Consider the following 15552-nt stretch of genomic DNA (forward strand, 5'->3'; position numbering starts at 1 on the left):
AGGCGCGTTCCAGGAAGTGGTGACCGATGGCGGGAAGAGGATCGGCCGGAAGGCTCGTCGCGGGCGGACTGGCGCTGGCCGCGCTCGGATGGGCGGTCAGGGAGGTGCCGGCCGAACTGGGCGGCCGGGCCGGGGGAGAGCGGCTGGAGCGGATGCGGCGCTCGCCGCGGTTCCGCGACGGCGCCTTCCACAATCCCGTGCCGAGCACGACCACCCCGCCGCCGAGCAGTTTCCCGGAGATGCTCAGGGACATGGTCGCCGGCGGTGACGGGCGGCGTCCGAGCGCCCCGGTGCCCCTGGTGGCGTCGCCGGCCGTACCGCCGTCGGAGAACGGCCTGAGCGCGGTCTGGTACGGCCACGCCACCACGCTGGTGGAGATCGAGGGGCGGCGGGTCCTGTTCGACCCCGTGTGGAGCGAGCGGGTGTCGCCGTCCCGGCTGGTCGGCCCGCGACGGCTGCACCCGGTGCCGTCCCCGCTGGAGAGCCTGCCGCCGGTCGACGCGATCGTGATCTCCCACGACCACTACGACCATCTGGACCGGGCGACGGTCCGCGCGCTCACCGCCTCGCACACCGCGCCGTTCCTGGTCCCGCTCGGCATCGGCGCCCACCTGGAGCGCTGGGGCGTCCCCGCGCCGCGGATCGTCGAGCTCGACTGGGAGGAGGAGGCGAGCGTCGCGGGGCTGCGGTTCGTCTCCACCGCCGCCCGGCACTTCTCCGGGCGCACGCTCACCCGCAACGACACCCTGTGGGGGTCGTGGGCGGTCATCGGCGAGAACCGCCGGGTCTTCTACGCCGGGGACTCCGGCTACTTCGACGGCTACGCGAAGATCGGCGCGGCGCACGGCCCCTTCGACCTGACGCTCATGCCGATCGGCGCCTACAGCCCCGCCTGGCCCGACATCCACATGACGCCCGAGGAGGCGGTCGCCGCCCACCTGGACCTGGGCGGACGGCTGTTCCTGCCCGTCCACTGGGCCACGTTCAACCTGGCGTTCCACGCGTGGGCCGAACCGGTCGACCGCCTCTGGCGGGAGAGCAAGGCCCGCGGCGTCGGCATCGCCGTCCCGCGTCCGGGGGACCGGATCGACGTGGACGACGTGCCGCTGGTGGAGAGCTGGTGGGAGATGTTCGGCCCCCGCTGACCGGCCGGCCTTCGCCGGCCGTGCGGTTCCGCCGGCCGTACGGTCCGCGGAGGGCGGAAGCCGGTCCGTAAATATTTAGATCAAGGAGGAAAAATCACCCTCTGAGGGGAAGCGAGCGGGATCCGGGTCGCTGATCGCAATATGATGGCCCCTGTTCACCGATCTTCGATCCGGCCTGACGGCGCCGTGCGCGCGGCCGACGCGAACCAAGCCCGGGGGAGGCGCTTCGTTGTGCCCGCGATGAGGCGGCCGGACCGATGAGGATGACCGGATCGATGCGGAAGGCCGGGCGCAGGACGGCCGGGACGATCCGCCCGGTCGAACCCACGAAGATCATCCTCTACGACTACGAGCGGTTCAGCGGGCTGGCCGGACCGGTGACCGAGCCCGAGCCGGGCCTGCCGTACCGGGTGGCCTACCGGTCGATGCTGGCCGCGGAGCCGCACCGGGTGCGGGCCGTGCTGCTGATGGCGGCCGCGATCGTCGTGGAGTTCACGATGATGACGTGGCTGCTGCTGCCGTCCCACTGGACGGTCCGACTCGACCCCTACGGCATGCTCCCGTGGTACGTGCCGGCCGCCGACAGGGCCATGCTGGTCATGATCGCGCTGATCGAGATCTTCCGCCTGGTCAGCGTGGTCTCCAACGTGCACGCCATGCTGGCGGCCAGGGACCCGGTCCCGGTCCCGCCCGAGCCGGGCACCCGGGTGGCCTTCATCACCACCTGCGTGCCCGGCAAGGAACCGCTGGAGATGGTCCGGGAGACCCTGTCCGCCGCCCTGCGGGTCCGCCACGACGGCGTCCTGCACGTGTGGCTGCTGGACGAGGGCGACGACCCCGAGATCCGCGAGATGTGCGAGTGGATGGGCGTCCGCCACTTCAGCCGCAGGGGCGTGCCCCACTGGAACCGGCCCAAGGGCTCCTTCCGGGCGAAGACCAAGCACGGCAACTACAACAGCTGGCTGGACGCGCACGGCGACGACTACGACTTCTTCGTCTCGGTCGACACCGACCACGTCCCGCTGCCGGAGTTCTGCGAGCGCATGCTCGGCTACTTCCGCGACCCCCGGGTGGCCTTCGTCGTCGGGCCGCAGGTCTACGGCAACTACACCTCTGCGGTCACCAAGGCCGCCGAGAGCCAGCAGTTCCTGTTCCACTCCCTCATCCAGCGGGCCGGCAACCGGTACGGCGCGCCGATGTTCGTCGGCACCAACAACGCCGTGCGGATCAGGGCGATCAGGCAGATCGGCGGGCTGTACGACTCGATCACCGAGGACATGGCCACCGGCATCGAGTTCCACCGCTCCCGCGACCCCGAGACGGGCGAGCGCTGGATGTCGGTCTACACCCCCGACGTGCTCGCGGTGGGGGAGGGGCCGTCGTCGTGGACCGACTTCTTCAGCCAGCAGCTGCGCTGGAGCCGGGGCACCTACGAGACGCTGCTCACCCAGTTCTGGAAGGCGGCCTTCCGGCTGTCGCCGGGACGGCTGTTCAACTACACGCTGATGGTGACGTTCTACCCGATGTCCGCGCTCAACTGGCTGCTGGCCGGGCTCAGCGCGACGCTGTTCATGGCCGTCGGCGGCTCGGGCGTGACCGTGCCGATGGACGTGTGGCTGATGCTGTACGGCGACGCCGCCCTGCTGCAGGTCATGCTCTACACCTGGAACCGGCGGCACAACGTCAGCCCGCACGAGCCCGAGGGCTCCTCCGGGGTGGCCGGGATGGTGATGTCGGCGCTGTCGGCCCCCATCTACGTGGCGTCGCTGATCGGGGCCGCGCTGCGCCGGCCGAGCAGGTTCGTGGTCACCCCCAAGGGGGACTCCGCCAGCCCCGACCGGCTCGCCACCTTCCGCATCCACCTGTGGTGGGCGCTGATCTTCGGCGCCGGGCTGCTGCTCGCCGCCCTCTGGACCGGTCACGTGCACCTGGTCATGACCCTCTGGGCGATCCTCGCCCTCGTGATCTGCCTGGGGCCCGTGGCGACCTGGGCCTGGAACAGCCGGGGTGCCCGTTGAGCCGCCTGCGCAAGAACCTCATCGCCGCCGCCGTGGTGACCGCGGTGCTGGGGGTGAACGTCCCCGCCATGGCCGGCTTCGCCTCCCGGCGGTGGCACGACTACAAGATCAACACCGACGACTACAAGGCGCGCAACGGCCACTGGGACCTGCTGAACATCCCCGACGAGTACAAGGTCAACGCCATCCACGCGGCGCTGCTGCACACCGGCAAGGTGCTCATCGTCGCCGGGTCGGGCAACAACGCCGCCAACTTCGACAAGGGCACCTTCAAGACCGTCCTCTGGGACCCGTCCCGGCCCGGGAAGCCGGGGGAGTTCAAGCTGGTGCCGACGCCGGTGGACCTCTTCTGCTCGGGGCACGTGTTCCTGCCGAACGGCAACCTCCTCATCGGCGGCGGCACCCTCCGCTTCGAGGTGCTCAAGAGCAAGGTGAAGCGGGCCGGCGGACCTCTGGTGATCAAGAACGAGAATCCCGACGCCAAGCCCCGCGTGCTGCGCGCCGGCGCGCTGGTCGCCGCACCCGGCGGACGGCTCTACCGCACCACCGCGGCCGTCACGGTGCCGCCCGCCACGAAGACCGAGACCGGCGCGCCCGGCCGGGTCCGGGTCAGGCCCAGCGAGACCAAGGTCTTCGCCGAGGCCGCCGTCGAGGGCGCGCCCGGCCTGCTGGACACCGGCGGCCGGATGGTCAAGTACGAGATCCAGGGGCTGACCCGCCGCGAGCGGCGCGACCTGTACGCCATGGGCGGCGCCATGACCATGGACAAGCAGGACTACCAGGGCGTCAGGGACGCCTTCGAGTTCGACCCGGTCGCCGAGCGCTACATCCGGGTCCCGGACATGGCCGAGGGCCGCTGGTACCCCACCATGACCGCCCTGCCCGACGGGAAGGTCATGACGGTCTCCGGCCTGGACACCGTCGGGCAGATCACCCGGGACAACGAGATCTACGATCCCGCCACGAAGACCTGGTCGCCCGGCCCCAAGCGGTTCTTCCCCACCTACCCGGCGCTGTTCCTGCTGGACGACGGCACCCTGTTCTTCTCCGGCATGAACGCCGGGTACGGTCCCGGCCAGCTCGCGCTGCGCCCTCCGGGCATCTGGGACTACCGCCGTGACACCGACCGCCTGGTTCGGACGCCCGGCGCGCCCGGCGGCAAGGCGCCCGACGAGACGGAGGCGTTCACCCCCGTCCCCGGGCTGCCCGAGCCGGAGCTCAACGAGACCGGCGCCTCGGTGCTGCTGCCCCCGGCGCAGGACCAGCGGATCATGGTGATGGGCGGCGGCCCGGTCGGCGAACGCCAGCCCGGCCAGAAGAACGCCACCGACCGGACGGCCATCATCGACTTCAAGGACCCCGGCCCCCACTACGAGCGCGGGCCGGCCCTCTCCCACCCCGTCCGCTACCCGTCGGCGGTCCTGCTGCCCGACGACACCGTCTTCTCCTCCCACGGGTCGGGCAACTACCGCGGCCGGGGCGGCAGCGACGTGCTGCGGGCGGAGGTGTACCGGCCCGCCACCAACACCTTCCACGAGGCGGCGGCCCCCTCGGTCGGCCGCAACTACCACTCCGAGGGGCTGCTGCTGCCGGACGGCCGGGTGCTCAGCATGGGCTCCGACCCCCTCTTCGGCGACAGGGCGGGCACGATGCCCGGCACCTTCGAACAAAGGGTCGAGGTCTACAGCCCGGCCTACCTGTTCAACGGCGAGAAGCGGCCGGAGTTCACCGACGGCCGCCGGGAGCTGACGATGGGCGGCCGGGGCGGGTTCAGGACGCCCGACGCCGCGCGCATCACGCGGGTCCGCCTGATGCGGCCCAGCGCGGTCACCCACGTCACCGACGTCGAGCAGCGCTCCATCGAGCTGGACTTCACCCGCGTGCCCAGCGGCGTCGTGGTCACGATCCCGTCGAACCCCGCGCTGGTGCCGCCCGGCTGGTACATGCTGTTCGGGATCACGGCCAAGGGCACCCCGTCCCACGGCCGGTGGGTCCACATCCGGCCGGGCCCGGCCGGCCGCTCCCGCCGTACGGGCCAGGCGAACCGCACGGATCAGGCGAACCGTACGGGTGAGACGGGCCGGACAGGGCAGACGGACCCGGCCGGTCAGGCGGGCCCGGCCGACCAGGGCACCCGGACAGCCCGGACAGCCCGGACCGGTCCGGAAGATCAGGCAGGCCAGGGAGGATGAGGATGAACAGGTACGGCCGCGCCACCGCGGTGCTGGCGTTCGCGCTCGCGGCGGCGGCCTGCTCCGGGGATCCCGCGCCCCCCTCGCCCTCCGCGGCCCCGCCCGCCGCCTCCGCCGGAACGGAGCCCCCGGCCGCCTCCCCGGGGGCCTCGACCGGAGCGAAGAGCGGGGCGACGCGTTTCTACGTCGACGCCGACGGCGCGGCGGCCAGGGAACTGCGCCGGGTCACCGAGCAGGGCCGTACCGAGGAGGCGGCGCTGCTGAAGAGGATCGCCGAGCGGTCGGCCGCGATCTGGATCGGCGACCGGGACCCCCACGACCGGGTGCGCGACATCACCACGGCGGCGCAGCGGGCGGGGCGGGTTCCGGTCCTGGTCGCCTACCACATCCCCGACCGCGACTGCGGGCAGTTCTCCGCCGGAGGCGCCGCCGACGCCGGCGAGTACCGCGCCTGGATCGCCCGGTTCGCCGAGGGCATCGGCGACCGGCCGGCCTGGGTCGTCGTCGAGCCCGACGCCCTGGCGCACATCCTGGACGACTGCACCCGGGGCGGCCGGGCCGCCGAACGGCTCGGCCTGCTCCGCGAGGCCGTCCAGACGCTGAAGCGGCGGCCCGCCACCCGGGTCTACCTCGACGCGGGCAACGCCGGGTGGATCGCCGACCCCGCCGCCTGGATCGGGCCGATGCGCGAGGCCGGGGTGGAGGAGGCCGACGGCTTCGCCTTCAACGTCAGCAACTTCTTCACCACCGAGGAGAGCAGCGAGGTCGCCCGCCGCCTGTCCGACGGCCTCGGCGGGGCGCACTTCGTGATCGACACCTCGCGCAACGGCAACGGCCCGCTCCGCGAGGGCGGCGACTCCTGGTGCAACCCGAAGGGCCGGGCGCTCGGCGCGGAGCCGACCACCCGGACCGGGGACGAGCGGCTGGACGCCCTGCTGTGGGTCAAGCGGCCGGGGGAGTCCGACGGCGAGTGCGGCCGGGGCGAGCCGAGGGCGGGCGACTGGTTCCACGGCTACGCCCTGGACCTGGCCCGCAACACCCGCTGACGCCCGCCGGGGTCCGCTCTCCGGGCGTTTCCCCCCGCGCTTCCGCACCGTCCCGTTTCCGTGCCGTCCCGGGTCTCTGCGGGTCCGGGTCCGCGGAGATCCCGGCTCGGGTCGCGGCCGGTTCTCGCCGTGCCCGGTCCGTGCCGGACCGTGATTTGTTATATCCCCGATCTTGCGCATATGGATGGCTCTGAAGGAGATTGACCGGAGTCATGTGATTCCACACCCCCCGGGAGTCTCCCTCCATGCACAGATGGAAGACCGTCCTGATCGCCCTGGCGGTGGCCGTACCCTCCGGCGCGCTGCCCGCGGCGGCCGCGCGATCCGCGGCCGCGCCGATCCAGAACAACGAGACCCAGCCGGTGTACTCGCGCGCCGACGCCGTGACCCAGACCGTGTTCGTCGAGGTCGCCGGCACGGACAGCGACGCGGACGGCCGGCCCGACCGGGTCGCCGTCGACATCATGCGGCCCAGGGAGACCGAGTCCGGGCTGAAGGTCCCGGTCATCATGGAGGCCAGCCCCTACTACGCCGGCGGCAACGACGTGCCCAACCACGTCGTCGACCTCGACGGCTCCGACCCGGCGGGCATGGACTACCGGCGCAACAAGTTCGACGAGCTGCGCGACGAGATGTTCGGCCTCGACGAGGAGCGGGGCGTCGCCCGCGCCGACCAGCCGCCCTTCCCCGGCTACTACGACAACTACTTCGTCCCCCGCGGCTACGCCGTCGCGCTGGTGGAGAACCTCGGCTCGGGCCGCGCGACCGGCTGCCCGACGACCGGCCTGGCCAACGAGACCGCCGGCCCCAAGGCCGCCATCGACTGGCTCAACGGCCGCGCCCGCGGCTTCGACGCCGGCGGCGAAGAGGTCAGGGCGACCTGGTCCACCGGGAACGTCGGCATGATCGGCGTCTCCTACAACGGAACCCTGCCCAACGCCGTGGCCGCCACCGGCGTCCAGGGCCTCAAGACGATCGTGCCGATCGCCGGGATCTCGTCCTGGTACGACTACTACCGCTCCGGCGGCGGCGTGGTCGCCCCCGGCGGCTTCCAGGGCGAGGACGCCGACGTGCTCGCCCGCTACGTCCTCACCCGGGAGAACGGCCAGGAGGCGTGCGGCCGGCTGATGGACGCGATCGAACGCGACCAGGACCGCGTCACCGGCGACTACACGGCCTTCTGGGCCGCCCGCGACTACCTCCGCGACGTGAACAGGGTCCGCGCCAGCGTCTTCCTCGTCCACGGCCTCAACGACTGGAACGTCAAGACCTCCCAGGGGGTCCAGTGGTGGGACGCCCTGGCCAAGCGGGGCGTGCCGCGCAAGATCTGGCTGCACCAGGGCGCGCACTTCAACCCCTTCTCCTTCGCCGACCGCAACGCCGAGTGGCTGCGCCAGCTGCACCACTGGTTCGACTTCAACCTGTACGGCCTGCGCAACGGCATCATGGACGAGCCGCAGGCCGACGTGGAGTCCGGCCCCGGCCAGTGGGGGCGGTACGCTTCCTGGCCGCTGCCCGGCACCCGCGACGTGACGCTGCGCCTGTCCGCCGGGAAGGCCGGGCAGGACGGCGGCAACGGGGCCCTGGGCGCCGAGGGGCGGCGCGGCCACGAGACCGAGTCGTTCACCGACCAGAACGTCCGCACCGCCGAGCAGCTCGCCGCCGACGTCACCGCCACCGACCCCAACCGCCTGGCCTACCTGTCGCCCGCCCTGGGCAAGGACGTCCGGATCTCCGGCACCCCGGCCGTGTCGGTCAGGGCCGCCTACGCCAAGGGGCGCTCGCCGTACCTGACGGCGCTGCTCGTGGACTACGGCACCGACACCCGCGCCTACGGCCGCGTCGCCTACGACGCGACCCCGGTCTGCTACGGCCAGGGCGTGCCCGGCGACACCGGCTGCGCCCGCCTGGCCCGGCACGTCCCGGAGACCGCCCCCTACAAGATCATCACCAGGGGGTGGCTCGACGTCCGCAACCGCCACTCGGCCGCGCGGACCGAGCCGCTGCGCGAGGGCCGCTTCTACGACTTCGACCTGAACCTCCAGCCCAACGACTACATCGTCAAGGCCGGGCACCGGATCGGCGTCGTGCTCATCTCCACCGACCACGACTTCACCCTCCGCCTGCCCGCCGGGACGACCGTCTCGGTCGACCCGGGCGCCAGCTCGGTGAAGCTGCCCCTGGTCGGCGGCCGCTCCGCGCTGTGACCCGTCCGCGCACGACGGACACCGGTTCCGCAGGGACCGCCGCCCGGGAGACCGTTCCCGGGCGGCGGCTCCCACGGCTCCCACGGCTCACGGAGGCGCGGCGGTCCGGGCGGCCGTGGTGGCCGGGCCGGGCGTCCTTCGCCCTGGTGGCGCTGGGCCTGTTCGCCGCCGGGGTCGCGGCGAACGCGGTCCGGCCCGTCGCCGCGTTCCATCTGCGGTCCTTCGCGCCCCACCCGGCCGCCGAGAGCGCCGATCGGGATCCCGGCGGCCTCGAGCCGCAGTTCAGCGTGGAGGGCACGCTGAACGGGATCCCGTTCTGGACGCTGGTGGTGCTCGGCGCCGCGTTCGCCGCCGTCCTGCTGGTCTCCTTCCTCCGGGCGCTCAACCGCCTGGAGTACGGCTCGCCGAAGGCCGCCCAGGACCGGGAGGAGCCGCCGGCCGCCACCGGCGGCGAGATCCGGGCCGCGCTCCGGGCCGGCCTGGCCGACCTGGACGCGGGCGGCGACCCGCGCCGCGCGGTGATCGCCTGCTGGCTGCGTCTGGAGCACGCCGCCGCCGGCGCGGGCACCCCCCGCATGGCCGCCGACACCCCCGCCGAACTGGTCGCGCGGCTGCTGGCCGGGCACCGGGTCGGCGGGGCGGCGCTGGACCGCCTCGCCGCGGCCTACCGCCGGGCCCGCTACGCCCCGCACGAGGTGACCGTCTCGCTGCGCGCCGAGGCGCGGGCGGCGCTGGCCGAGGTGGACGCGGAGCTGGCGTCGTGACGGCCCCGCCGCGACACCCCGGCCGTCACCGGGACGGACACGGAGCCGGTGCCGTGACGGCTCCCCGGTGGTGTCCCGTCGCGCCGGACGCGGAGCCGCCGACGTGACGGCCCTGCTGTGGCATCTCGGCGTGCTGGCCGCCGCCGTCGCGTCGATCACCCTGATCGTCCGCCGGATCCCGGCGCCGCCCCCCGAACCGCCCCCGCCGCCCCCGGCGGCCGGTGGCGTCGAGGTGTCCGACCGGGCGTTCGCCGAGGCCCGCTGGTGGGAGCACCGGCTCGCCTCCACCCGGGACGACCCGCAGCGGTTCCGCACGCTGGTCCAGCCGCGCCTGGCCGAGATCGCCGCCGAACGGCTCCGCCGCCGCCACGGCCCGGCGGGCCCCGCCCGCGCCGCGGAGATCCTCGGCCCCGACCTGTACGAACTGATCACCGCCCCCGTGACGGCGGTCCCGACCCGCGCCGAGCTGGCCCGCCTGCTCACGCGCATCGAGGAGATCTGAATGGAGCTCGCCGACGTCGGCGCGCGCGCCCGCGAGGTGCTCGACAGGGTCGGCACCGTCGTGGTCGGCAAACGCGACGCCCTGGAGCTGGTGCTCGCCGGGATCCTGGCGGGCGGCCACGTGCTGATCGAGGACTTCCCCGGCCTGGCCAAGACCCTCACCGCCCGCTGCTTCGCCCAGACCCTGGGTCTGGGGTTCACCCGCCTGCAGTTCACCCCCGACCTGCTGCCCGCCGACGTGACCGGGTCGTTCCTGTACAACCAGCGCGAGGGCGACTTCGTCTTCCGCCCAGGCCCGGTCTTCACCCAGCTGCTGCTGGCCGACGAGATCAACCGCACCCCGCCCAAGACCCAGGCGGCGCTGCTGGAGGCCATGCAGGAGCGGCAGGTCAGCGTCGAGGGCGTCACCCACCCGCTGCGGGCGCCGTTCCACGTCCTGGCCACCGCCAACCCGATCGAGTACGAGGGCACCTATCCGCTGCCGGAGGCCCAGCTCGACCGGTTCCTGCTGCGGGTGTCCTTCGGCTACCCCTCCCCGGAGGAGGAGTGGACGATGCTGGGGCGGCGGATGACCCGCCGCACGGAGGAGACCGTACTGGAGCCCGTCGTGGACGCCGGGACGCTCGGCGAGATGCAGCGGGCGCTGGAGGACGTCGCCGTGGAGGACTCGGTGGGCCGGTACATGGTCGCGCTGGTCGCCGCGACCCGCGAACACCCCCAAGTCCAGGTCGGCGCGTCCCCGCGCGGCTCGCTCGCCCTGCTGCTGACCGCCCGCGCCCGCGCGGTGCTCGACGGCCGCGACTACGTGGTCCCCGAGGACGTCAAGCGCGTCGCCCCGGCCGCGCTGTCCCACCGGATCGGGCTGCGCCCGGAGACCTGGCTGCGCCGCGTCGACCCGGTCTCGGTCATCGAGGAGATCTGCGCCCGCGTCCCCGCCCCGCTGTCGGAGCAGCTGCCCGCCTACACCGGCGGCACGTGATGCGGCCGCGCCGCCGCACCCCCGAACCGGCCCCCGGCCCGGTCTCCGTACCTGCTCCCGACCCGATGTCCGGGTCGTCCCCGGGACCGGCCGTCGTGCGGGCCGGCGCCGTACGGGACGACGCCCGCCGGACCCCCGAACCGGCCGCCGGCTGGGCGCCCACCGCCGCGCTGCGCCGCGCCGCCGTGTTCGGCTGCGGCCTGTGCCTGCTCGCGGTCGGGCTCGGCCGCCCGGACCTGCTGGCCATGGCCGTTCCGTTCGCTCTGGGCACCGTCTGGACGCTGCGCGCCCGCCCCGCCCACCCGCCGCGCGCCGCCCTGCGCCTGGCCGGCGCCGACGTCACCGGCGGCGTCGCCGACGCGGTCGAGGGCGACGCCGTCGAGGCCACGGTCGTCGTGGAAGCCGAAGGCGCGACGCTGTGCGTGGTCGGCGCCGCCGCCTCTCCCGCGCTGGGCCTGACGGCGGGCCACCACGTCGCGGCGCCGCCCGCCGAGGTGGAGCTCACCGGTACGGCGCACCGCTGGGGCGTCCACCCGCTGGGGCCGGTGCGGGTCCGCGTGATCGCCCGCGACGGCCTGCTGGCGTTCCCCGCGCTGACCCTGCCCGCGGCCGGCGTGCGGGTCCTGCCGCTGGCCGGGCCGTTCACCTCGCGCGCCCCCGTGCCCCGCCCCGGCGGGATGTCGGGCGTGCACCGCTCCCACCGCTTCGGCGAGGGCGGGGAACTGGCCGGGGTGCGCCCCTACGGGCCCGGCGACCGGCCGCGCCGCATCGACTGGCGGACGACCCTGCGGACCGGCGAGCCGTACGTCGGCGCCACCCGGCCGGAGCGCGACGCCGAGATCGTGCTGCTGCTGGACGTCCTGCACGAGGCGGGCGGCGAGGACGGCGTGCCGAGCGTGCTGGACACCGCGGTCCGGGCCGCCGCCGCGATCGCCGAGCACCACGTACGGCAGGGCGACCGGGTCTGGCTGATGGAGTTCGGCCCCCGGATGCGGCGGCTGCGCCCCGGCACCGGACGGCGCCACCACCTGGCCCAGCTCGCCTGGCTGGCCGAGACCAGGCCCATGCCCGAGGGGCGGGAGGCGTCCGATGACCGGCCGCCGGTGGCCGGGCTGCCGCCGAACGCCCTGGTCGTCATGCTGACCCCGCTCCTGGACTCCCGCAGCGCCGCCGCCCTGGCCGCGCTGGCCCGCGCCCGCCGTCCCCTGGTCGCGGTGGACACCCTGCCGCCCGGGCTGCGGCGCCGGGTCACCGGCGAATGGTCGGACGTCGCCGAGCGGCTCTGGCGCCTGGAACGCGAGAACACCGTCGGCCGGCTGCGCGAGGCCGGGGTCCCGGTCGAGGCCTGGCGCGGCGCGGGCAGCCTGGACGCGGTCCTGCGGGACGTCGCCCGGATCGCGGCGGCGCGGCGATGAGCGCCCCGCGCCCCGCCGGGCGTCCCGAGTCCGGGCGTCCCGAGTCCGGGCGGGCGGAACCGCGCTCCGGAGGCCGGGATCGCGGGGCGGTGGGCGCGCCGCCCCGGGCGACGACGGCCGCGCTGCCCTCCCTGGTCTGGCGGTTCCTGATCTGGGCCTGCGGGACGGCGGCGCTGCTCACGGCGATGCCGCCGGACTACCGCGCCGGGGCCGTGATGCCGCTGTTCGCCGCCCTGCTGGGCCTGCTGGCCGCCGCCGAGCCGGAGGGGGTGTGGGTGCTCGCGCTGGAGGCCACGACGGCGGGGACCTGGCTGGTGACCACCCTCGCCTACGGCGAGGACCCGTCACCGTTCACGGCGTCGGCCATCGGGTCGCTGCTGTACGTCCACCACGCCATGGCCGCCCTGGCGGCCCACGTGCCGGTGCGCGCCCGGCTCCCGGTGCCGCTGCTGGTCGCCTGGGCCGGCCGTACCGGGGGAGTGCTGGCCGCCTCGGCCGCCGTCTGCGCGGCCCTCGTCGCGCTGGTGGTCCTGCCCGGCGGGCCGCCCCCGGCGGTGGCCGTCGTGCTCGGCGCCGCCGGGGCCCTCGCCGTCGCCTTCGCCCTCACCCGATAGGCGTCCGGGGCCCGCGGCACGGAGGCGCTGCGGTGCCGTGGCGCCGGGCGGCCGTCCGCGCCCGCCCGGTGGGGGTGCCGGGGCCCGATCACGGATCACGAGGTGAGGGAAAACCCTGGCTCGCCCCTGACATCGGCGTCCGGGCCCGCCGCGGGCCGGTGTCCCGGCGTAGCGTGGTGGCCATGGGACGAATCCTCCTGATCGTGGCGGCCGTGGTGCTCGCCTTCTTCCTGCTCGGCTCGATCCTGGGCTTCCTCGTCGGACTGGTCAAATGGGCGCTGATCATCGGCCTGGTGGCCGTGGTGGTCACGTTCGTGACCAGGCTGCTGCGCTCCTCCGGGGCGCGCCGCTGACCCTCCACCCCGGCCACCGCGCCCGGGCGGGTGCGTGGAACACTGCCCGGGCGCTTGACTTCATGTCGGCTTGAAGGCCCATGCTCGCCACATGTCCGAACACGATGCGACGAGCACGATGAACGATCCCGTCGACTCCCTGATCAGAATGCTTGACGCGGCCGAATCCCTTCCGGGCACCACGCGGCTGCGAGCCCGCTCGTATGAGCTTCTCAGAACGGCGCCGGGCGCCGCCGTGGTGGACGTCGGCTGTGGTACCGGACGAGCGGTCGCCGAGATGAGAGACGGCGGCGCGCGGGCGATCGGAGTCGACGTGAGCGAGCATATGGTGGCGGCGGCCGAGCGGCGCCACCCCGGCCTGGACGTCCGCCTCGGCGACGCCTGTGCCCTGCCGCTCCGAGACGGCGTGGTCAGCGGTTACCGGGCCGACAAGGTGTACCACACACTCGACGACCCGGACCGGGCCCTCGCCGAGGCCGCGCGGGTGCTGGCTCCGGGAGGCCGCATCGTCCTCATGGGCCAGGACTGGGACACCACCGTGATCGACTCCGACGACTCTGCCCTCACCCGCGCCATCGTCCATGCCAGGGCCGACGTCGTACCGAGCCCGCGGGTGGCGCGCCGCTACCGGAACATGCTCCTGGACGCGGGCTTCGAGGACCTTTCGGTGGAGGTGCGCACCCTGGTCTTCACCGACGAGGCGATGCTCCCCATGCTGTCCGGCATCGCGCGGGGCGCCCGTTCGACCGGCGCGGTCAGCGAGGAGGAGGCCGAGAGGTGGATCGCCGAGCAGACCAGGCGGGGGCGGGAGGGCCGGCTGTTCGTCGCGCTGCCGATGTTCGTGGCCGCGGCGTCCCGCCCGTGACGGCGTGATCGGCCGGTGAGCCGTCCGGCTCCGTGCCGCCGTCGCCCGGCGGCGGGCGTTCCGGCGTCACGGAGCCGGGAGACGCTCCGCGTGCTCGGCCACGAGCTGTTCGAAGGGCGTCCCGTTCACCGGCCTGTCCAGCGACCCGGTCATGTACGGGCACTCCCTGGCCGGGTGTTCGGCCGGGCACAGGAGCGCGTGCCGAAGGAAGAGCTGGGCGCTCTGAGCGCGGCCGATGAGCTCTTCGAGCTTGTCGATCTGCTCGCCCACCGTCTGCCGCCACCGCTCTCCGGGCTCGTCGAGTACGGCGGCGGCCGTGCCGAGGCCCAGCCGCTGCATGATCTGGATGAAGGCGAGCCGGCGCAGCTCGTCCGGGCCGTACCTCCGGTGGCCGTGGCTGCGGCCGGCGGGACGCACCAGGCCGCGCTCGTCGTAGTAACGCAGGGCCGAGGCGCTCATGCCCAGCCGCCGGGCGGCCTCGCCGATGGGGATCAGCTCCATGCACTCGTTTCACTTCGCGCAGGGCTCAGGGGGGCGTCCGTCCCGGGGCGCGGACGCCCCGCGCTCGTATGGTAGATGCCGGCGACCGGCGGTGCGATGCGGTGTGAAGCGGCTAGGTGAGGTCGCCGCAGGCCACGGCGTCGGAGTCCTCGGCCGCGTGCGGCGCCCACCGGACGTTCGCGAACGACGCGGAGAACGCGCCCTCGGTGTAGACGAGGAACGGCGTGTTGACCTTCTCCAGGTCGAGGCCGGCGTCCGCGAAGCACGAGATCGGGATCTTCACCGTCGCCCTGCTCCCGGCGGGAAGCCCGCGGAACAGCGATGTCGCCACCACCTCCGACAGACACGGTTGACGCGCTCCCTGGCCTGAAGGCCGGGGATTCAGCCCGTGCCGCGCGTTCACGCGGCACCCCTGAGGCTTCCTGCTTCGCTGACCTGTGCCACCGCGAGCGGTGGTCTCACCGGGTCTCCACAGGCGTTTAGCCTGTCCGCCCGTCCGGCGGCCAGGATGTTGATCGCCGCGTTGACGTCCCGGTCATGGGCCGCCCCGCACGGGCAGATCCATGATCGGACGTTCAACGGCATCGACTCGGCGATGGCACCGCAGGCCGAGCAGAGCTTCGACGACGGAAACCAGCGGTCGATCCTGGCGAAGGTCCGCCCGTACCGGACGGCCTTGTACTCCAGCATCCCGACGAAGGCCGACCAGCCCGCGTCATGGACGCTCTTGGCCAGCCTGGTGCGCGCCAGGCCCTTCACCGACAGGTTCTCCACGTAGACCGATTGGTTGTCTCGGATCAGCGCGGTGGAGAACTTGTGGGCGAAGTCGCGGCGCGCGTCGGCCACCTTCGCGTGCGCCCGCGCGACCTTCACGGCGGCCTTGGTGCGGTTGTTCGACCGTTGCTCAGAGCCTCAGCGGCTCTCAGCATTCCGGGCATTTCTGCCTGGAAGG

Annotated in this window: 14 protein-coding genes and 1 pseudogene; 12 read left to right on the forward strand and 3 right to left on the reverse strand. The window is 73.9% G+C overall.

Translation table 11 applies throughout. The features are described from left to right. The first annotated feature begins 26 nt into the window (after window positions 1-26). The 12 genes from AB0D67_RS32835 to AB0D67_RS32890 all read left to right on the forward strand — a co-directional run bounded on the left by AB0D67_RS32835 (window position 27) and on the right by AB0D67_RS32890 (window position 14099). The gene (locus AB0D67_RS32835) at window positions 27-1145 is read left to right on the forward strand and encodes an MBL fold metallo-hydrolase (protein ID WP_362944648.1); all 1119 of its coding nucleotides are present in this window, start codon (window positions 27-29) and stop codon (window positions 1143-1145) included. 257 nt (window positions 1146-1402) lie between these two features. Next, a complete protein-coding gene (locus AB0D67_RS32840; protein WP_362944650.1) occupies window positions 1403-3163 on the forward strand; it encodes a cellulose synthase catalytic subunit in 1761 nt (586 codons plus the stop codon). Beyond that, complete coding sequence (locus AB0D67_RS32845; protein ID WP_362944652.1) at window positions 3160-5355, forward strand: galactose oxidase-like domain-containing protein; 2196 nt, start codon at window positions 3160-3162, stop codon at window positions 5353-5355. Before AB0D67_RS32840 ends, AB0D67_RS32845 begins: the two co-directional genes overlap by 4 nt. Before the next feature lie 2 nt (window positions 5356-5357). Further along, on the forward strand, window positions 5358-6401 hold the full coding sequence (locus tag AB0D67_RS32850; protein WP_362944654.1) for a glycoside hydrolase family 6 protein: 1044 nt from the start codon (window positions 5358-5360) through the stop codon (window positions 6399-6401). A gap of 245 nt (window positions 6402-6646) precedes the next feature. Beyond that, window positions 6647-8608, forward strand: coding sequence for a Xaa-Pro dipeptidyl-peptidase (locus AB0D67_RS32855; protein WP_362944656.1), 1962 nt, complete (start codon window positions 6647-6649; stop codon window positions 8606-8608). Continuing rightward, complete coding sequence (locus AB0D67_RS32860; RefSeq protein ID WP_362944658.1) at window positions 8605-9372, forward strand: DUF4129 domain-containing protein; 768 nt, start codon at window positions 8605-8607, stop codon at window positions 9370-9372. The genes AB0D67_RS32855 and AB0D67_RS32860 overlap by 4 nt, the downstream gene beginning before the upstream one ends. Window positions 9373-9475: 103 nt before the next feature. After that, on the forward strand, window positions 9476-9874 hold the full coding sequence (locus AB0D67_RS32865) for a hypothetical protein (RefSeq protein WP_362944660.1): 399 nt from the start codon (window positions 9476-9478) through the stop codon (window positions 9872-9874). Continuing rightward, a complete protein-coding gene (locus AB0D67_RS32870) occupies window positions 9875-10852 on the forward strand; it encodes a MoxR family ATPase (protein ID WP_362944662.1) in 978 nt (325 codons plus the stop codon). After that, on the forward strand, window positions 10852-12267 hold the full coding sequence (locus AB0D67_RS32875; RefSeq protein ID WP_362944672.1) for a DUF58 domain-containing protein: 1416 nt from the start codon (window positions 10852-10854) through the stop codon (window positions 12265-12267). The genes AB0D67_RS32870 and AB0D67_RS32875 overlap by 1 nt, the downstream gene beginning before the upstream one ends. Window positions 12268-12356: 89 nt before the next feature. Then, window positions 12357-12881 carry a hypothetical protein gene (locus AB0D67_RS32880; RefSeq protein WP_362944664.1) on the forward strand — a complete coding sequence of 175 codons (525 nt, stop codon included), beginning with the start codon at window positions 12357-12359 and terminating at the stop codon, window positions 12879-12881. Between the two features lie 182 nt (window positions 12882-13063). After that, window positions 13064-13234 (forward strand): hypothetical protein, encoded by a 171-nt coding sequence (locus tag AB0D67_RS32885; RefSeq protein ID WP_179817711.1) that lies wholly within the window; start codon window positions 13064-13066, stop codon window positions 13232-13234. 148 nt (window positions 13235-13382) lie between these two features. Beyond that, window positions 13383-14099, forward strand: coding sequence for a methyltransferase domain-containing protein (locus AB0D67_RS32890; RefSeq protein WP_362944674.1), 717 nt, complete (start codon window positions 13383-13385; stop codon window positions 14097-14099). Window positions 14100-14165: 66 nt separating this feature from the next. On the opposite strand, the gene AB0D67_RS32895 is transcribed toward AB0D67_RS32890, so the two are convergent. From AB0D67_RS32895 to AB0D67_RS32905, 3 genes and pseudogenes are all read right to left on the reverse strand, one after another. Further along, window positions 14166-14600 (reverse strand): MerR family transcriptional regulator, encoded by a 435-nt coding sequence (locus tag AB0D67_RS32895; RefSeq protein ID WP_362944666.1) that lies wholly within the window; start codon window positions 14598-14600, stop codon window positions 14166-14168. 112 nt (window positions 14601-14712) lie between these two features. Next, window positions 14713-15003 carry a putative glycoside hydrolase gene (locus AB0D67_RS32900; RefSeq protein ID WP_362944668.1) on the reverse strand — a complete coding sequence of 97 codons (291 nt, stop codon included), beginning with the start codon at window positions 15001-15003 and terminating at the stop codon, window positions 14713-14715. Further along, window positions 15000-15497, reverse strand: a pseudogene (locus AB0D67_RS32905) (transposase); the annotation flags it as partial. The gene AB0D67_RS32900 and the pseudogene AB0D67_RS32905, both read right to left, overlap by 4 nt. Between the last annotated feature and the right edge of the window lie 55 nt (window positions 15498-15552).

This window comes from Streptosporangium sp. NPDC048047 (assembly GCF_040653115.1).
Classification (GTDB): domain Bacteria; phylum Actinomycetota; class Actinomycetes; order Streptosporangiales; family Streptosporangiaceae; genus Streptosporangium.

Excerpts from the sequence above, each read along its gene's own strand:
- AB0D67_RS32835 (WP_362944648.1), top strand. The coding sequence starts at position 27 with ATGGCGGGAAGAGGATCGGCCGGAAGGCTCGTCGCGGGCGGACTGGCG.
- AB0D67_RS32840 (WP_362944650.1), top strand. The coding sequence starts at position 1,403 with ATGAGGATGACCGGATCGATGCGGAAGGCCGGGCGCAGGACGGCCGGG.
- AB0D67_RS32850 (WP_362944654.1), top strand. The coding sequence starts at position 5,358 with ATGAACAGGTACGGCCGCGCCACCGCGGTGCTGGCGTTCGCGCTCGCG.
- AB0D67_RS32855 (WP_362944656.1), top strand. The coding sequence starts at position 6,647 with ATGCACAGATGGAAGACCGTCCTGATCGCCCTGGCGGTGGCCGTACCC.
- AB0D67_RS32870 (WP_362944662.1), top strand. The coding sequence starts at position 9,875 with ATGGAGCTCGCCGACGTCGGCGCGCGCGCCCGCGAGGTGCTCGACAGG.
- AB0D67_RS32875 (WP_362944672.1), top strand. The coding sequence starts at position 10,852 with ATGCGGCCGCGCCGCCGCACCCCCGAACCGGCCCCCGGCCCGGTCTCC.
- AB0D67_RS32885 (WP_179817711.1), top strand. The coding sequence starts at position 13,064 with ATGGGACGAATCCTCCTGATCGTGGCGGCCGTGGTGCTCGCCTTCTTC.
- AB0D67_RS32890 (WP_362944674.1), top strand. The coding sequence starts at position 13,383 with ATGCTTGACGCGGCCGAATCCCTTCCGGGCACCACGCGGCTGCGAGCC.
- AB0D67_RS32895 (WP_362944666.1), bottom strand. The coding sequence starts at position 14,600 with ATGGAGCTGATCCCCATCGGCGAGGCCGCCCGGCGGCTGGGCATGAGC.